The 15,496-nt window shown below is 46.5% G+C and carries 18 protein-coding genes; 17 read left to right on the top strand and 1 reads right to left on the bottom strand.

The window, feature by feature from the left end; genetic code table 11:
- Positions 1-38: 38 nt before the first annotated feature.
- The 14 genes from CBI30_RS09875 to ccmI all read left to right on the top strand — a co-directional run bounded on the left by CBI30_RS09875 (position 39) and on the right by ccmI (position 11,273).
- Positions 39-491, top strand: coding sequence for a DUF2452 domain-containing protein (locus CBI30_RS09875; RefSeq protein WP_088528131.1), 453 nt, complete (start codon positions 39-41; stop codon positions 489-491).
- A gap of 29 nt (positions 492-520) precedes the next feature.
- Complete coding sequence (locus CBI30_RS09870; protein ID WP_088528130.1) at positions 521-1,501, top strand: quinone oxidoreductase family protein; 981 nt, start codon at positions 521-523, stop codon at positions 1,499-1,501.
- Positions 1,502-1,732: 231 nt separating this feature from the next.
- A complete protein-coding gene (locus CBI30_RS09865; protein WP_420812049.1) occupies positions 1,733-2,539 on the top strand; it encodes a metal-dependent hydrolase in 807 nt (268 codons plus the stop codon).
- A 29-nt stretch (positions 2,540-2,568) separates the two neighbouring features.
- Positions 2,569-3,312 carry a transporter substrate-binding domain-containing protein gene (locus CBI30_RS09860; RefSeq protein ID WP_088528129.1) on the top strand — a complete coding sequence of 248 codons (744 nt, stop codon included), beginning with the start codon at positions 2,569-2,571 and terminating at the stop codon, positions 3,310-3,312.
- A 10-nt stretch (positions 3,313-3,322) separates the two neighbouring features.
- A complete protein-coding gene (locus tag CBI30_RS09855; RefSeq protein WP_161492290.1) occupies positions 3,323-4,294 on the top strand; it encodes a Bug family tripartite tricarboxylate transporter substrate binding protein in 972 nt (323 codons plus the stop codon).
- Positions 4,295-4,457: 163 nt separating this feature from the next.
- Positions 4,458-5,105: a cytochrome c biogenesis heme-transporting ATPase CcmA gene (gene ccmA / locus CBI30_RS09850; RefSeq protein WP_206075628.1), complete on the top strand. Its 648-nt coding sequence runs from the start codon at positions 4,458-4,460 to the stop codon at positions 5,103-5,105.
- Complete coding sequence (ccmB, locus tag CBI30_RS09845) at positions 5,102-5,767, top strand: heme exporter protein CcmB (protein ID WP_088528127.1); 666 nt, start codon at positions 5,102-5,104, stop codon at positions 5,765-5,767. Before ccmA ends, ccmB begins: the two co-directional genes overlap by 4 nt.
- Positions 5,764-6,534 carry a heme ABC transporter permease CcmC gene (gene ccmC / locus CBI30_RS09840; RefSeq protein WP_240553566.1) on the top strand — a complete coding sequence of 257 codons (771 nt, stop codon included), beginning with the start codon at positions 5,764-5,766 and terminating at the stop codon, positions 6,532-6,534. The genes ccmB and ccmC overlap by 4 nt, the downstream gene beginning before the upstream one ends.
- A complete protein-coding gene (gene ccmD / locus CBI30_RS09835; RefSeq protein ID WP_088528126.1) occupies positions 6,534-6,722 on the top strand; it encodes a heme exporter protein CcmD in 189 nt (62 codons plus the stop codon). Before ccmC ends, ccmD begins: the two co-directional genes overlap by 1 nt.
- On the top strand, positions 6,719-7,150 hold the full coding sequence (gene ccmE / locus CBI30_RS09830; protein WP_088528125.1) for a cytochrome c maturation protein CcmE: 432 nt from the start codon (positions 6,719-6,721) through the stop codon (positions 7,148-7,150). Before ccmD ends, ccmE begins: the two co-directional genes overlap by 4 nt.
- Complete coding sequence (locus CBI30_RS09825; RefSeq protein WP_088528124.1) at positions 7,150-9,069, top strand: heme lyase CcmF/NrfE family subunit; 1,920 nt, start codon at positions 7,150-7,152, stop codon at positions 9,067-9,069. The genes ccmE and CBI30_RS09825 overlap by 1 nt, the downstream gene beginning before the upstream one ends.
- Positions 9,066-9,590 carry a DsbE family thiol:disulfide interchange protein gene (locus CBI30_RS09820; RefSeq protein ID WP_088528123.1) on the top strand — a complete coding sequence of 175 codons (525 nt, stop codon included), beginning with the start codon at positions 9,066-9,068 and terminating at the stop codon, positions 9,588-9,590. Before CBI30_RS09825 ends, CBI30_RS09820 begins: the two co-directional genes overlap by 4 nt.
- Entirely contained in the window at positions 9,590-10,090 is a 501-nt protein-coding gene (locus tag CBI30_RS09815) for a cytochrome c-type biogenesis protein (protein ID WP_206075627.1), read from the top strand. Before CBI30_RS09820 ends, CBI30_RS09815 begins: the two co-directional genes overlap by 1 nt.
- The gene (gene ccmI / locus CBI30_RS09810; protein WP_088528122.1) at positions 10,083-11,273 is read left to right on the top strand and encodes a c-type cytochrome biogenesis protein CcmI; all 1,191 of its coding nucleotides are present in this window, start codon (positions 10,083-10,085) and stop codon (positions 11,271-11,273) included. The genes CBI30_RS09815 and ccmI overlap by 8 nt, the downstream gene beginning before the upstream one ends.
- Here ccmI and CBI30_RS09805 read toward each other — a convergent pair whose 3' ends face one another.
- Positions 11,274-12,035, bottom strand: a complete 762-nt coding sequence (locus CBI30_RS09805; protein ID WP_088528121.1) for an SDR family oxidoreductase — start codon at positions 12,033-12,035, stop codon at positions 11,274-11,276.
- 114 nt (positions 12,036-12,149) lie between these two features.
- On the opposite strand from CBI30_RS09805, the gene CBI30_RS09800 reads away from it, so the two are divergent.
- The 3 genes from CBI30_RS09800 to CBI30_RS09790 are packed head-to-tail and all read left to right on the top strand — an operon-like array spanning position 12,150 to position 15,494.
- Entirely contained in the window at positions 12,150-13,451 is a 1,302-nt protein-coding gene (locus CBI30_RS09800) for a TAXI family TRAP transporter solute-binding subunit (RefSeq protein ID WP_088528120.1), read from the top strand.
- A 36-nt stretch (positions 13,452-13,487) separates the two neighbouring features.
- Positions 13,488-14,243, top strand: coding sequence for a 2OG-Fe dioxygenase family protein (locus CBI30_RS09795; RefSeq protein WP_088528119.1), 756 nt, complete (start codon positions 13,488-13,490; stop codon positions 14,241-14,243).
- Between the two features lie 6 nt (positions 14,244-14,249).
- The gene (locus tag CBI30_RS09790; protein ID WP_088528118.1) at positions 14,250-15,494 is read left to right on the top strand and encodes an MFS transporter; all 1,245 of its coding nucleotides are present in this window, start codon (positions 14,250-14,252) and stop codon (positions 15,492-15,494) included.
- Positions 15,495-15,496 lie beyond the last annotated feature (2 nt).

Below are 15,496 nucleotides of genomic sequence, written 5' to 3'. Positions count from 1 at the left end.
ACACTTTCGCTAGATAAATTAGCAGGTTCAAAATCGCAATGAGAATAGAAGACACCGATCCAGCAAGGCATGCCGGTATTGAGTACCCCATGGAGGTAGGAGCCCCCGTATTTGCTCCTATCAAGGTCTTAGAAGAGAAGGACAAGGCAGTCAATGTCGCTCGCCAAAACGCGAAGTTGGAATATGATCGCATCATGGAGCAGGCGGAAGTATTAATGAAGCAGGCGCGTGCGCTCCAAGCCCGTTTGGATGCTACTGAAATGGTGCATAGCGCTAAATTTAGTTTTAATCCTCTCCACGGCAAAACATACCATCTGTATTTCGATAGCCGCATTGGTGCGAATGTGTTGATACAGAATGGCCCCGATCAATGGAGTTGCGGTATCCCTGGCTCCTGGACCTATTCTATGGCGGTAAAAAAGCTAGGAGATAGTACTTGGGCCGTAATTGAGGACGAAGAGAATACCTCCGCCTCGCTTGCGGTAAGATAATTTTTTATATAAAAATAATAAGGTGACTTGTGACAACTGCGCGAATTGTTAGTCTTTCAGAGCTCGGCAATGCCGATGTGATTAAGTTAATTAATAAAGAGTTGCCCGCTCCAGCCAAAGGCGAAGTACAACTTCGTCAAACAGCTATCGGATTTAACTTCATCGACGTATATCAAAGGTCAGGTGTCTATCCTTTGGAATTGCCTACAGGCCTTGGTCATGAAGCTGTTGGTGTAGTTGAGGCTCTAGGCGAAGGCGTCACTCGATTTAAGTTGGGCGATCGTGTGATGTATATGAACGCCGGTATTGGGGCTTATGCCAGCGCTCGCAATGTTGCTGTTGATAAGTTGGTAGCTGTTCCAGATGCCGTTTCTGATGAAGTCGCTGCCGCAGTATTCTTTAAGGCAATGACAGCCCAATACTTGGTTCAAAAGACCTATAAAGTGAAATCTGGCGATGTTGTTTTGGTTCATGCTGCTGCTGGTGGAGTTGGCCAAATCTTGGCCGGTTGGGCAAAGTCTTTGGGCGCCTTTGTTGTTGGCACTGTTGGCTCTGAAGCCAAGTTTGCCGTAGCTAAGGAGGCTGGATGTGATGCCGTAGTGGACTACTCTAAGCCGAATTGGGTTGAGGAAGTGCTTAAGGCAACTGGCGGTCGTAAGGCAAATGTGGTTTATGACTCAGTGGCTAAAACGACATTCTTAGGATCGCTTGAATGTGCCGCTCCATTTGGTACGGTTGCATTATTTGGTGCAGCCTCAGGACCCGCCCCAGAAATTCAGCCAGAGATTTTGAATAAGAAGGGCTGCCTCTTCTTAACTAGACCTTCAGTGTTTCCGCATAATGCTACCCCTGAGCTACTCCAAGAAAATGCTCGTGCAGTATTTGATGCTATTGCGCAGGGTAGAGTTAAAGTGCAGATCGGTGCTAAATTTAGTCTCGAGCAAGCTGCTGAAGCACATAAAGCGGCAGAGGGAAGAAAAGTTTCTGGTGCAATTGTGATTACGCCTTAATCAATAAAACTGTTTGATGAGAACCTCGCTTTGGCGGGGTTTTTTATTGGCGCCGGCACGTCATTGGCAATCCTCCTAAATGATGAAATATCTATAAATTGATGCAGCGCCATATAAGCGAGCTTACCTTTTCTCCGCTATAGTTTGACAAGATTAATAGTAAAAAACTTGGAGACAAACATGCGTGCTCATATTTTTTCAGGCTCTTTGGTGGCTGGGATGATTTCTGTAATGCTGCTAAGTCCTGTGGCTTCTGCGCAAACTCAAACGACCAGTAAGGCTAACGCTCAAGGTGGTGCCGAACTCTTATGGTTAGGCCAAGCTGGATTTCGGATCAAGAGCCCTAATGGCAAGATGATTCTGATTGATCCTTGGATTACTGGTGGACCCAAAACGCCGCCGATTTATAAAAATGATTTGGCTGCTATTGGACCCATCGATTTATTGTTGGTAACGCATGCCCACGTGGATCATCTGGGTGATGCCCCAGCGCTTGCCAAAATGAACAATACAAAATTGTATGGCCCGGCAGATATGGTGACGCCACTCGTGACTTTAGGAATATTGCCTGCCGACCTTGGTCATCGATTTAATAAGACGGGTCGAGTCACCCCTCTGCTTGGTATTAAGGTGACTGCTGTACAGGCAGAGCATTCTTCCTTATTGGTTTGGAAAAATCCAGCTACTGACAAGATGGAGTCTCATCCTGCTGGCGAGCCAATGGGCTACATCATTGAACTAGAGAATGGTTTCAAAATCTGGCATATGGGTGATACAGGGCTCTTTAGTGATATGAAATTTATTGCTGAACACTACAAGCCGGATCTGGTATTAATTCCGATTGGTGGAAATTTTACGATGGCTCCTGACGATGCTGCCTATGCTCTGCGTACATGGGTAAAGCCAAAGATGGTAATCCCAATGCATTACAACTCTAACCCGCTCACAAAAGGTACCTTGGCAGAGTTTCAGGAGGCTATGAAGGGTAGTTCAATCAAAATTATTCCGATGACTGAAGGTCAAACTGTTCAGCTTTAATTATTCATAGTCCTTAGAGAGAATCTTTTGTGATTGATGTTTCACCTGAAGTGAGGGCGCAGCTTGCGCCTAATGGGACTTTATCTGCCTCTGTTTATCTGGGTAATTTTCTGTTAGTGACCGGCCAATCACCTTCGGGCGAACCCACTGGGATAGCTCCCGATATCTGTCGTGCGATTGCTGAGCGTCTAGGTGTAGGGCTCAACCTCAAGGGCTACAAAACTCAGGAAGAGGTTGTGGATTCAGCAGCCTCTGGCCAATGTGGAATCGCATTAGTGGGTTCCGATCCCGCTCGTGCTCAGCGCGTGACATTTACGCCCGCCTATGTGGAGCTTGAGGCGACTTACCTAGTTCCGGCAGACTCATCCATCTTGGGTATTGGGCAGGTCGATCAACCAGGAATTCGTATCGCTTCTTTTTTCAAGAGCGCCTATGATCTTTGGTTACAGCGCAACCTCAAACATGCCGCCTTGGTTCATGCTGATAGCATACTAGCTAGCAATGAGTTATTTGTTCGAGAAAAATTAGATGCCTTAGCTGGCTTGAAAACTGGACTAGTGACTGCCGCTAAGAATATCCCTGGGTCACGAATCCTGGATGGTCAGTTCACTGGTATTCAACAAGCTATCGCCACTAAAAATTCTAATCTGGCATCAATCCAATTTTTGAGTGCGTGCGTTCAAGAATTGATTAGTACGGGTTTAGTAACGGCATTAATTCAGAAGTATGGGGTGGAAGGATTATCCGCTGCACCAGTATTTACACATTCTTAAGAAATTGAATATGAAAAAAATCGCATCTGCTTTTATTTTGGGGTTAAGCCTTTTGAGTTTTCAGGGAGCGTTCGCTCAGGCTGACAGTTACCCCAACCGTCAAATCAAAATCATTTCTCCATTTGCTACTGGTGGGATTGCCGATGGTTTTTCACGGATCATTGCTCAAGGCTTAAGTGAGGCCTATAGTCAGCCTGTCATCGTTGAAAACAAGACCGGTGGGGGAGGCAATATTGGTGCAGATTTTGTGGCCAAGTCACCGGCGGACGGATATACATTAATCATGGGAAGTATTGGCACGCATGCAGTAAACCCTTACCTTGTTAAAAATATGCCTTACGACCCTCTCAAGGATTTTGTGCCGGTAGCTTTCGTGCTGGACGCCGAGGGCTTGCTGGCTGTTAATCCTAGTCTGCCTGTTAAAAGTGTGAGCGAGCTTATTGCCTATGTAAAGTCGCATCCAGGAAAGGTATCTTATGGGTCGGGCGGCATTGGTACGGCTAGTAATTTGGCGGGCGAGCTCTTTAACTTGACCGCAAAAATAGACATGACCCATATCCCTTACAAAGGAAATGCTTTGGCAATCACAGACTTGATTGGCGGGCAAACGCAGGTTATGTTTGCCACCATGCCGACGATCCTCCCTTACGTGAAGAGTGATAAATTGCGTGGCCTGGCAGTAACGGGTGCAACAAGAGACCCATCCATGCCAGATTTACCCAGCATCAGCGAGACGCTCCCTGGATTTGATGTTAAAAACTGGATTGGCTTATTTGCGCCCACTGGGACACCTCCAGCTATCGTGAAGAAGTTGCATGCTGAAGTAAATAAAATCATGATGCAAGCTGCGGTTCAAAAAAAACTCGAGTCTGAGGGTGCTAAGTATTACGCCATGACGCCTGAGGCTTTTGGTGCTTTCCAGAAAAAAGAGTCGGTTCGCTGGGGCAAGATCATTAAAAGTGCGGGTATCAAGCCTGAATAAGGCTTTAGGCAGTGCAGTGCCTTTACTGTTGACTCGGCTTATAATCAGCTAAGCGATTGAATTAAAAGAAATTTATTCTTTAAATACTGTTTTGGGTGGTTTGACAGTCCTTTAGGGCTCTTGGACAATGCCTGGGGTGGTTTGATTCAAGCCATTTCTTCTGATGACAGCCATTAACTCCTCCATCTCTCATTCCACTGCGCCCATTCTTGAGGCTCGTGCAATTACTTGCGTGCGGGGTGACCGAGAATTATTTTCCAGACTGGATTTACAGGTATCTGCAGGCGAATGTCTTCATATTCGTGGTGAGAACGGCGTTGGAAAAACAAGCCTTTTACGTCTTTTGACTGGCCTAGCCCCCCCTGAGTCTGGTGAAGTTCTATGGAATGGTGTTCCCATTAAAAAAGAGTCATCGGAATATCACAGCAAACTGTTATTTTTAGGTCATCGCGATGCTCTCAAAGAGGATTTGACTGCCCTTGAAAATCTGCGCATGTATGCGGCTATCGATGGCATTGATCTTACTGATGTCGAAGCTTTTTCAACTCTGTGGCGCTTCGGCCTAAAGGGGCGCGAAGATCTTCCTGTTAACTGTTTATCTGCTGGGCAGAAAAAACGCGTATTGATGGCGCGCATGATGACGCGACGTGCGCAAGTCTGGATCTTAGATGAGCCCTTTAATGCGCTAGATACTCAAGCAGTGCTAGAGCTGCAAAGCTTAATAGGTCAGCATCTTGAGGGCAATGGTTTGGTGGTCTTGACGAGCCATCAGCCGCTAGCGATTTCGAATTTGAGGGTGTTCGACTTATGAATGCCTTTATTACTATTGTCCAGCGTGATCTCTTGCTCGTGATGCGTCGTAAGAGTGAAGTCTTGACAGCATTATTTTTCTTTGTGATCGTGACTAGCTTATTTCCCTTGGGAATCGGCGCCGATACCGCCTTACTCAGAAAAATTGCTCCCGGCGTAATTTGGGTGGCAGCCTTGCTATCGACATTGCTTGGTCTGCAGCGGATGTTTGCGGCGGATTATGCTGACGGCACTCTAGAGCAATTAGTTTTATCTCCCAACTCCTTCACATCACTAGTGTTTGGCAAGATCGTTGCCCATTGGCTGGTCTCTGGGCTTCCTTTGGTCTTATTGGCACCTGTAATTGGTATCCAATTTGATTTAGATGCTGAGTCACTCAGGGTATTAATGGTAGCGTTGCTACTAGGAACACCCGTTCTATCATTGTTAGGCTCGATTGGAGCAGCCTTAACCTTAGGGGTGCGGGGCGGGAGTGTATTAATGAGTCTCTTGATTTTGCCGCTCTATATTCCGGTATTAATTTTTGGTGCTGGTGCTGTATATGCCAGCAGTGTAGGACTGGATATCACAGGACATTTTTCTCTACTGGGCGCTTTATTCATTTTGGCATTAGCATTTGTGCCTTGGGTTAGTGCTACTGCTGTAAAGATTGCCATTGAATGAGTAATGTAAATAACTTAGCTTCTAATCGTATGACGAACTGGTTCAAATTCTCGAGCCCGAGTACTTTTTATCCCTTGGCTGGAAAAATGATTCCTTGGTTCTGGGCGCTCTCCATTCTTTTTGGATTGGCCGGCCTATGGATCAGCTTTTTTGTGGCCCCAGTAGATGCAGTGCAAGGTCAGGGTTACCGAATTATTTTTATTCATGTGCCTGCATCTTGGATGTCTATGTTCATCTACTTAGTGATGGCCGCTTGGGCAGGTTTAGGTTTGGTATTTAATGCACGCTTATCAGCAATGATGGCGCAGGCGCTTGCACCGATCGGTGCGTGGATGGCTTTTCTATCTCTTTGGACCGGCGCCTTTTGGGGTAAGCCAATGTGGGGTGCTTGGTGGGTTTGGGATGCTCGCTTAACTTCAGAATTAATTTTGCTCTTTTTGTATTTGGGCTTCATTGCCCTGCAAGCGTCAATCGATAATGCTCGTCGGGCCGATAAAGCAGGGGCAATCTTGGCCTTAGTTGGCGTTGTGAATGTCCCTATTATTTATTTTTCAGTGAAATGGTGGAATACCTTGCATCAAGGAGCTTCCGTTTCTTTAACCAAGGCCCCGGCTATGGCTCAGACCATGCTCTGGGGAATGCTATTGATGGCTTTATGCTTATGGATGTACTCAATCGCTGTAGGGTTAATGCGTGTGCGCGCCATCATCTTGGAGCGCGAAGCACATACTGATTGGGTTAAGCAATTAAATGAGGTTAAGTGTTAATGTGGAATAGTCCGGCTGAGTTCTTTGCGATGGGCGGTTATGCGCTATATGTATGGTGCAGTTTTGGCGTATGCGCTTTAGTGTTTCTGATTGAGCCTTTGGCTGTTCGAGCACGTCATAAAGCAATTATCCGCAGACTCCAACGTGAAGCGATGGCGGAACAGTTTGATCAAAAGGGTGGAAAGTGAAGCCAAGACATAAACGAGCAGCCATTATTGTTGGCGCACTCATTGCCATTGGTTTGGCGGCGGTATTGATTTTGAATGCACTGAACAGCAACATTGCGCTATATGTCACCCCTAGCGAGGTAGCTGCAGGTAAGTCGCCTGCAGGCCAAGTCTTTCGAATTGGGGGCATGGTCAAAGATGGGTCTATCAAGCGCGATGGTTTGACGGTGCACTTTGTGATTACCGATTTGGTAAAAGATATTCCGGTTGCCTACACTGGCATTCTTCCGGATTTATTTAAAGAGGGTAAGGGTGCTGTGATTCAAGGCCGTCTCGATCCAAGCGGGCAATTTATTGCAAGTGAAGTATTAGCCAAGCATGATGAAAACTATATGCCCCCAGAGGCTAAGCATGCTTTAGAGCAGGCTCAAAAAAATGGAAGTAAATAATGATTCCTGAGTTTGGGCATTACGCATTAATTCTGGCTTTATGCGTTGCCATCATTCAAGGCATTCTTCCATTGCTTGGTGCGCATCAAGGTCGTCGCGAGTGGATCCTATTGGCTAGACCAGCAGCCCAAACTGTTTTTCTACTGCTTGCAATCGCATTCTTTATCTTGGCATGGAGCTTTTATGCCAATGATTTTTCTGTTCTCTACGTTGCAGAGCATTCAAACTCTCAAATGCCGGTGATTTACCGCTTGGGTGCTGTATGGGGTGGTCATGAAGGATCCTTATTGCTATGGATCTTCTTGCTATCCACCTGGACATTTTTGGTTGCACAGCTCTCTAAGGCGCTTGATGAATTCATGGTGGCGCGTGTGATTGGGGTGTTGGGCCTGGTGACTACAGGATTGATCTTATTTGTCCTTACTACGTCGAATCCTTTTGAAAGACTCTTGCCCGCTGCGCAGGATGGTCGATCTTTAAATCCGCTGTTGCAGGATCCGGGATTGGTGTTTCATCCACCCATGCTATACATGGGTTACGTTGGTTTCTCGGTGGCGTTTGCGTTTGCAATTGCCTCCTTGTTGTCCGGTCGCTTAGACGCAGCTTGGGCGCGTTGGTCGCGCCCTTGGACAACAGCTGCTTGGGTATTTTTGACTCTGGGTATTGCTCTAGGATCTTGGTGGGCTTATTACGAATTGGGTTGGGGTGGTTGGTGGTTTTGGGACCCTGTTGAGAATGCCTCATTCATCCCCTGGTTGGTTGGTACTGCTTTGCTACATTCATTAGCAGTTACCGAGAAGCGTGGCGGGTTTAAGAGCTGGACAGTGTTGTTAGCGATTACTGCTTTTTCACTTTCGCTCTTGGGCACATTTTTAGTGCGCTCTGGTGTTCTGACATCGGTTCATGCTTTTGCCACCGACCCTAAACGCGGGATATTCATTTTGATTTTCCTGGTGCTGGTAGTGGGTTCATCATTAACGCTCTATGCTTGGCGCGCTCCTAAAAGTACGCTTGGTGGTAAGTTCAGCCTCACTTCGCGAGAAACATTTATTCTGCTCGGCAATGTATTTTTGGTGGTGTCAGCAGCATCTGTACTTCTAGGCACACTCTATCCATTATTGATTGATGCTCTACATTTGGGAAAGATCTCAGTAGGCCCCCCTTACTTCAATAGCGTTTTTGTACCCATCATGATCCCTCTATTGGTATTGATGGGAATTGGACCTTGGACTAGTTGGAAAAATTCCAACCTATTTGATGTGATTCGGCGTTTATGGATTGCAGCATTAGTAGCAGTCATTGCAGCTGCGTTGATTCCATTTGCGATGGGTGAATTTACTTGGCTTAGTAGTCTTGGATTCTTATTGGCATTCTGGGTGATTGCTTCAGGAGTGCTGCAAATCATTCGCCAAGCAAAAGCAGGTAAACCTACCCGTTCATTTATTGGCATGCAGGTAGCGCATCTTGGAATAGCGGTCTTCGTCATTGGCGTCACGATGGTAGGAGCCTATCAAGAGGAAAAAGATGTGCGCATGCTCGCTGGTGAGAGTGTGAGTGTTGGTGGATATCAAATTCAGCTACAAGGTGTAAGCGCTGTTCCTGGCCCAAACTACAAGGCGATGCAAGGTACTTTTTTACTAACTCGCAATGGAAAATTGGAAGCCACGATGTACCCAGAGAAGCGCAGCTATTTCTCCTCTACGATGCCAATGACTGAAGCGGCGATTGATGTGGGCCTGACTCGAGATATTTATGTTTCCTTGGGTGAGGAGTTGGAAGATAAGGCGTGGGCTGTGAGGGTTTACTACAAGCCTTTCGTGGATTGGATTTGGTTTGGATGTTTATTAATGGCCTTGGGTGGAGTGTTGGCCATATCCGATAAGCGCTATCGTATGAAGTTGCGCAAGGTTGCAACATGAAGGCCAAGTTTTTAATTCCCCTCCTCTTGTTTGTCATTCTGGTTGGATTTTTGGCAGTGGGCTTAAATCGTGATCCACATGAAGTGCCTTCCCCGTTAATCGGTAAGCAGGCGCCCGTCTTTGAATTACCTCAATTAGCCGATCCCAAGAAAACTTTTTCCCCTGAGAGCATGAAGGGGAAGCCTTGGATTTTGAATGTATGGGCCTCTTGGTGCGTTGCTTGTCGCGAAGAGCACCCCGTTCTTGTGGAGCTAGGTAAGCTACAGGTGGCGCCGATTATTGGATTGGATTACAAAGACAAGCGTGAGGATGCTATGGCAATGCTCGCTCGCCAAGGCAATCCTTATCTCCTGTCTGCTTTTGATGCTAATGGCCGCGTAGGTATTGACTATGGTGTGTATGGCGTTCCAGAGACCTATGTGATTGATAAAGCTGGCGTGATTCGCTTTAAACACATTGGCCCGATCACAATGGAATTGTTAAACCAGAAGATTATTCCTTTGCTGGGTGAGCTTCAATAATGCCTAAGCGAATTTTCTTATCTTTCATCTTTGCTTTTGCGACTGTAGGTTTATTTGGTCTTGCTTTTGCTAAAGATGCAGTGCCGCTAGCTGATGATCCTGTTACTGAGCAGCGCTTGATTGTGATTTCAGAGGAAATGCGTTGCTTAGTTTGTCAGAATGAATCCCTTGCTGGATCACGATCTGATTTGGCAAACGATTTACGTCGAGAGATCCGCATTTTGATTAAAGAGGGCAAGACAGACGAGCAAATTCGAAGTTTTATGGTTGAGCGTTACGGAGACTTTGTTTTATATCGCCCACCCGTTAAGCCAATCACTTGGTTGTTGTGGATAGGCCCCTTTGTGATTTTGCTCGCAGGCATTATTGGCTTGATGATCTATCTGCGTCGCCGAAATCAGAGTGCGCCTAGTACTACGCTATCGGAAGAAGATAATCGTCGTATTGATGCCTTACTGAACGATACAAAATCCAGCTCGACTGAAAATGCACATGACTAGTTTTTTAATACCCGCTTTCCTCTTATTGATTTTGGTCTTAGTGCTGCTACTACGCCCATTATTTTTTCCTGCAAAAGAGTCGGCTACCTCTCGTCGTCAAATGAATGCGGCTATATATCGAGAAGAGCTCGATAAGCTCGAGGCAGATCGTCTATCAGGTGCGGTCGATAGTGCAAGCTATGAGCAGACCCATGCAGAAATGCGTCAGCGCCTTTCTCAGGATACGGACGAGGCAGATGATCTCGCGGTCTTGGGCTCTCCCAAGAAAACCATTATTGGAATTTGTATCTTTGTAGTACTGCTTTCAGGAGGCTTTTACTTTTTCTTGGGCGATGCTTCTCGGATTTCCGAGAAAAATGCTGAAAAGCCAATGACACAGGAATCCGTTGAAAAGATGGTTTCTGAGTTTGCTGCCAAGATGGAAAAAGAGCCAGACAATCTCAAGGGTTGGGCTATGTTGGCGCGCTCCTATCGGATCTTAGGTCGCAATGCTGAGGCTGAAAAAGCTTATGCTCGCGCAGGATCTTTTGTAGATGCCGACCCTCAATTGTTGGCGGACTATGCTGATGTATTGGCGGCAAACGCGAATGGTAATTTTGCTGGTAAGCCACTCCAACTCATCAATAAAGCATTGACACTGGACCCAAATAATTTGCTGGCTTTATGGCTTTCTGGCACTGCAGCTTTTAATGCGCAAAACTACAAAGCAGCAGTGCAGTCTTGGGAAAGGCTGGCCAAGCAATTGCCTTCAGATTCTGATGAGGCTCGTGCGATTGCCGCTTCAATTACGGAAGCGCGCAGCAAGGGAGGGCTTTCTCCAGCTAGCGCACCAGTAATTAGCAATAAGGGTGTGAGTGGTCAAGTGGATATTGCACTCGATCTGAAGCCTAAGATTAAGTCTGGCGATGTCTTGATGGTGATTGCTCGCAAGCCAGGTGAGCGTATGCCAGTAGCCGTTCTCAAAACTGCGGTAACTGCATTTCCAATGAGTTTTGTTTTAAATGATGCCTTGGCGATGAGTCCCAATGCATTGATTTCTCAATTACCGGAAGTTTTGCTTGAAGTTCGCATCTCTAAAACAGGAATGGCTATGCCTGAGGCTGGCGACTTGATATCCAAACCTCAAACAATCAAAGTGGGCACGACAAATGCTCGCTTAATGATCGATCAAGTGAGGCCTTAATTACCCTCGACCAACAAAAGGCATGTTAGTTGCCATGATCGTCATAGAGAGAATATTGCTCTCTAAGGGTAGTTGAGCCATGTGCAACACGGCTTGCCCAACATGAGCTACATCCATTAGTGGCTCAACCTTTTTTGAGCCATCTGGCTGCAAAATACCAGCGGCCATTGGGATGGTCATCTCAGTGCCCGCATTACCAATATCGATTTGACCGCAGGCGATATTGAATGGGCGGCCATCTAAGGCAATAGATTTGGTTAGTCCGGTAATAGCATGTTTCGTGGCTGTATAGGGAGCAGACATTGGGCGTGGAGCATGCGCAGAGATTGAGCCATTATTGATGATGCGTCCACCTTGAGGGGACTGCGCTTTCATCATGCGGATAGCTTCTTGCGAACACAGAAAAGCTCCGCAGAGGTTGGCATTGACGACATTCATCCACTGCTCATAACTTAATTCTTCCATGGGAATTGCTGGAGCCCCCATGCCGGCATTATTAAAGAGCACATCAATGCGCCCAAAATGTTGTTTGATTTGTAAAAATAAGTGCTTCACTTCTTCTGGCTTGCCCACATCACAAGCAACTGCAAGACAGTTTTGATCGCTTCCACCAATGGCCTGGACAGCGAGATGGAGTTTGTCCAGATGCCTGCCCGTAAGCACAATGTTAAAGCCGCCATCCAATAGTGCCTTAGCCGCGGCTTTGCCAATACCCGTTCCCGCTCCTGTGACTAGGGCTACCTTAGTGAGGCTTGAATTCATGTGTGTCCTAATGGTTCTCTGAGGCCACTATCTTATCTCGAAATATTCGAATGAATTCATTCTGTTACTGATTCTTTGGCTCGGGGCATAATGGCAAAAACGAGAAGAATCTTTATGCACTTCATCCGCAAAAATATCTACAACCCCTTAGCGCTTGGCCTTGCCTTTTTGGTCTTGGTAAGCATTCTTTTTACTACGCTTTGGGTGCTAGTCCCACCTCCGCCAAGGTCGATTGAGTTGGCAACCGGCTTTCCAAACGGTCTTTATCAGCAGTTTGGGGAAAAGCTACAAAACGAGCTTGCCCAGGAGGGCGTATCCCTCAAGTTGAGGACTACGGGTGGTACGGGGGATAACTTGGCCTTAATCAATGACCCTAATTCTGGAGTTGATTTTGCGATGGTGCAGGGTGGGATAGCCGACACATCAAAATATCCTAATCTCGTATCGATTGCCGGCGTTTTTTATGAACCGGTTTGGGTCTGGTATCGAGAGTCTGCTTTTAAAGGCGAGGGTGGGCGATTGAGCTTGCTGAGTCAACTAAAAGGGAAGCGCGTTTCGATTGGTAGTGAGGGCAGTGGCACATTAATCTTGGCCTCCCAGTTGCTAGAGGCGAGTGGCTTGGGGGAAAAGGATTTCTATGCTGAAAAACTCAAGCCACTGCAGGCCTTAGAGAAGTTCAAAAAAGGTGAGTTAGATGCCGTATTTTTGGTGAGCGCTGCTGAGGCACCATTAATAAAAAGTTTCTATGAAACTGCCGATATGCGCCTAATGAATTTTGAGCAGGCGGATGCATATGTGCATCTTTTTCCATTCCTATCTAAAGTTACGGTATCTCGAGGCGTGGTGAGTATTGCCTATGATCTTCCTAGGCAAGAGATACAGGTATTGGCAGCTACCGCTACCTTAGTGGGCAAGGATGATGTCAGTCCGGCATTAGTGACGTTATTGCTTAGTGAAACCTATGACGTGCTCAAGTCGTATTCTTATTTGCAAAAGCCAGGAGAATTTCCCTCTGGTTCTGGCTTAGATTTTCCTGCTCATGTTGATGCGGAGATTTACTTGAAGGATGGCCCATCATTTCTTCATCGCCACCTGCCTTTCTGGACGGCAGTGTGGATTGGGCGTTTTGCGAAGATTGTTATTCCATTGTTAGTGATCTTGATCCCACTGTTTACCTATATCCCAGCTTTCAAGAATTTATTGTTGCGGCTCAAGCTATCGCAGGTATATGAGGAGCTCAAGGTGATTGAAAGAAATGCTCTAAACCCTGAGTTAAGAGACAAGAATTACAAAGATCTGGAAGATATTGAGCGACGGGTTGGCAACATTAAGGTCTCCATGCTCGATGCGAAAGAGCTGTATGACTTAAAGGGTCATGTGGGAGAAGTGCGCTCCCGTTTAAATTTAATGTCTTAATGAATGAATTTTCTAGCAATACCCTAAAATAAGCCCATGACTATTTCAAGCCTTTTGCCTACGCTCACTCCAGTAAAGCAGTTAGTTAAAACTCTGCAGGGCAATGGGTTTGCCGTGGTATCGGCGGAAGATGTTGCTCAAATTGCTGGAGTGCCTCTCGATCAGTTATTGGAGCTCAATCAGTTCTGGGAAGGTTTGCCAAGAGACCCCTACTTAAAGGATGGCGGGCGATATCGCTTCCGACGTCATGCGAGCTACGAGATTAAGAATGGTGCATTGACGATGGTTCCTCATAGAGCGCATTGGCAATCGTTGGATTACAACGCCTTGCATGGCGGTATTGAGAGATGGTTTGAGCCTTCACAGGCTCAGTTAACTAGTAAGCCTGCCTGGCAGTCTATTTTGCTAGGACTGGCACGTACGCTCAATGGGGTCAAGCCTGTAACTACATGGTTTGTTGAGGCGCATCAATTTCGGATTGATACAACCGATGGCATTGGGCGACCAACGCCAGAGGGAGCACATCGTGACGGCGTTGATTTTGTAGCTGTATTCTTATTAAATCGGGTTGGTATTAAGGGTGGCGAGACTCGCATCTTTGAAGCTGGAGGCTCGGCGGGCTTGAGATTTACACTGACTCAGCCATGGTCTTTATTGCTCATGAATGACGAAAAAATGATTCATGAATCCACCCCCATTCAGCCATTGGGGCCTCACGGCTATAGAGATACTTTGGTACTTACCTTCCGTTCGAATGGTTTCCAGGATTCGCCAGATCGTAGTCAGCAGTAAACCTCTATGCGTTTTAAACCTACTGGTTACACCCCCTTCATGCTCATGGCGCAAACCTGTGCACTTCTGGGTTTTGCTTGCTATGCCGTGGTGTTAACCACCTTACAAGATGAATGGCAGCTCAGTAATTTGCAGTCGGGCTTAATCGCCAGCGCATTTTTCTTCGGCTACATGCTGATGGTTCCTTTGGCAACCGCATTAACAGATCGTCTTGATGCAAAAAAGGTCTATCTTGTTGGTGGACTCTCAGCTACTTGCGGTTTACTCGGGATGGGGCTCTTTGCCTATAACTTCTGGACTGCCCTGATATTTATGGCGCTTAATGGTGCGGGGTTGGCGGGCACCTATATGCCAGGCCTCAAGATTCTTTCCGATCGAATTAAGACGGGTGAGCTTACAAGGCATATTGCTTTTTATACTGCGTTTTTTGGAATTGGCACGGGCTTTTCGTATTTATGCTCGGGGTGGATATTAAATGCGCTAGGCTGGCGATATGTTTTTGGACTCATCGCTTTGGGCCCATTTACCGCCTTCTTAATTGTGCTGCTGTTTATTCCTGCACTCGCTCATGAAAAATGGCACGGCCCTATTCAGATTCGATTGCGCGATATTTTTCCAGTCGATAAATGGCGCTTGGTTTTGCAAGATAAAACTGCATCTGGATTTATTTTTGGTTATACCGCTCACTCTATTGAACTGTTTGCATCTCGTAGTTGGATCGTCGCTTTTTTTGGTTTTTGTGCACTGGTTTCAGGCGAGCCATTTTTATTAACTGCTACTACGCTTGCAGGTGTAATTAATTTCTTTGGCGTTCCCTCATCCATTCTCGGAAATGAAATCGCTATAAAGATGGGCCGTCAAAGATGGATTTGCTTTGTTATGCTCTCGAGCGCAGTATTTGGAGTTTCGCTGGCTTTGGCGACAGGGCAATCTTGGTGGTTCATTATCGCTTTAGCAGTAGGGCATACGATGTTTATCATGGCTGATTCAGCTACCTTGACTGCTGGTTTAGTAGTGAGTGCCCAAGAAAATATTAAAGGCGCAGCAATGGGCCTGCATTCTTTAATGGGCTTTGGAGGTGGTTTACTAGGCCCCGCCATTTTTGGTTTTGTCCTCGATCTCACGGGTTCACGCGCCTCTCAAATTTCGTGGGTGTGGGCATATGCTGCAGTGGTTATCTGGGGCGTCTTTTTTGTAATCTATGAGCGCCGCAGCGGTTGGATGAGTAAGTCTCCAGTACGCAATCAATAACT

It is taken from the genome of Polynucleobacter aenigmaticus (assembly GCF_002206635.1).
Classification (GTDB): Bacteria; Pseudomonadota; Gammaproteobacteria; order Burkholderiales; family Burkholderiaceae; genus Polynucleobacter; species Polynucleobacter aenigmaticus.
Note: the sequence above shows the minus strand (reverse complement) of the source record. Positions and strands in the feature narration are given on the sequence as shown.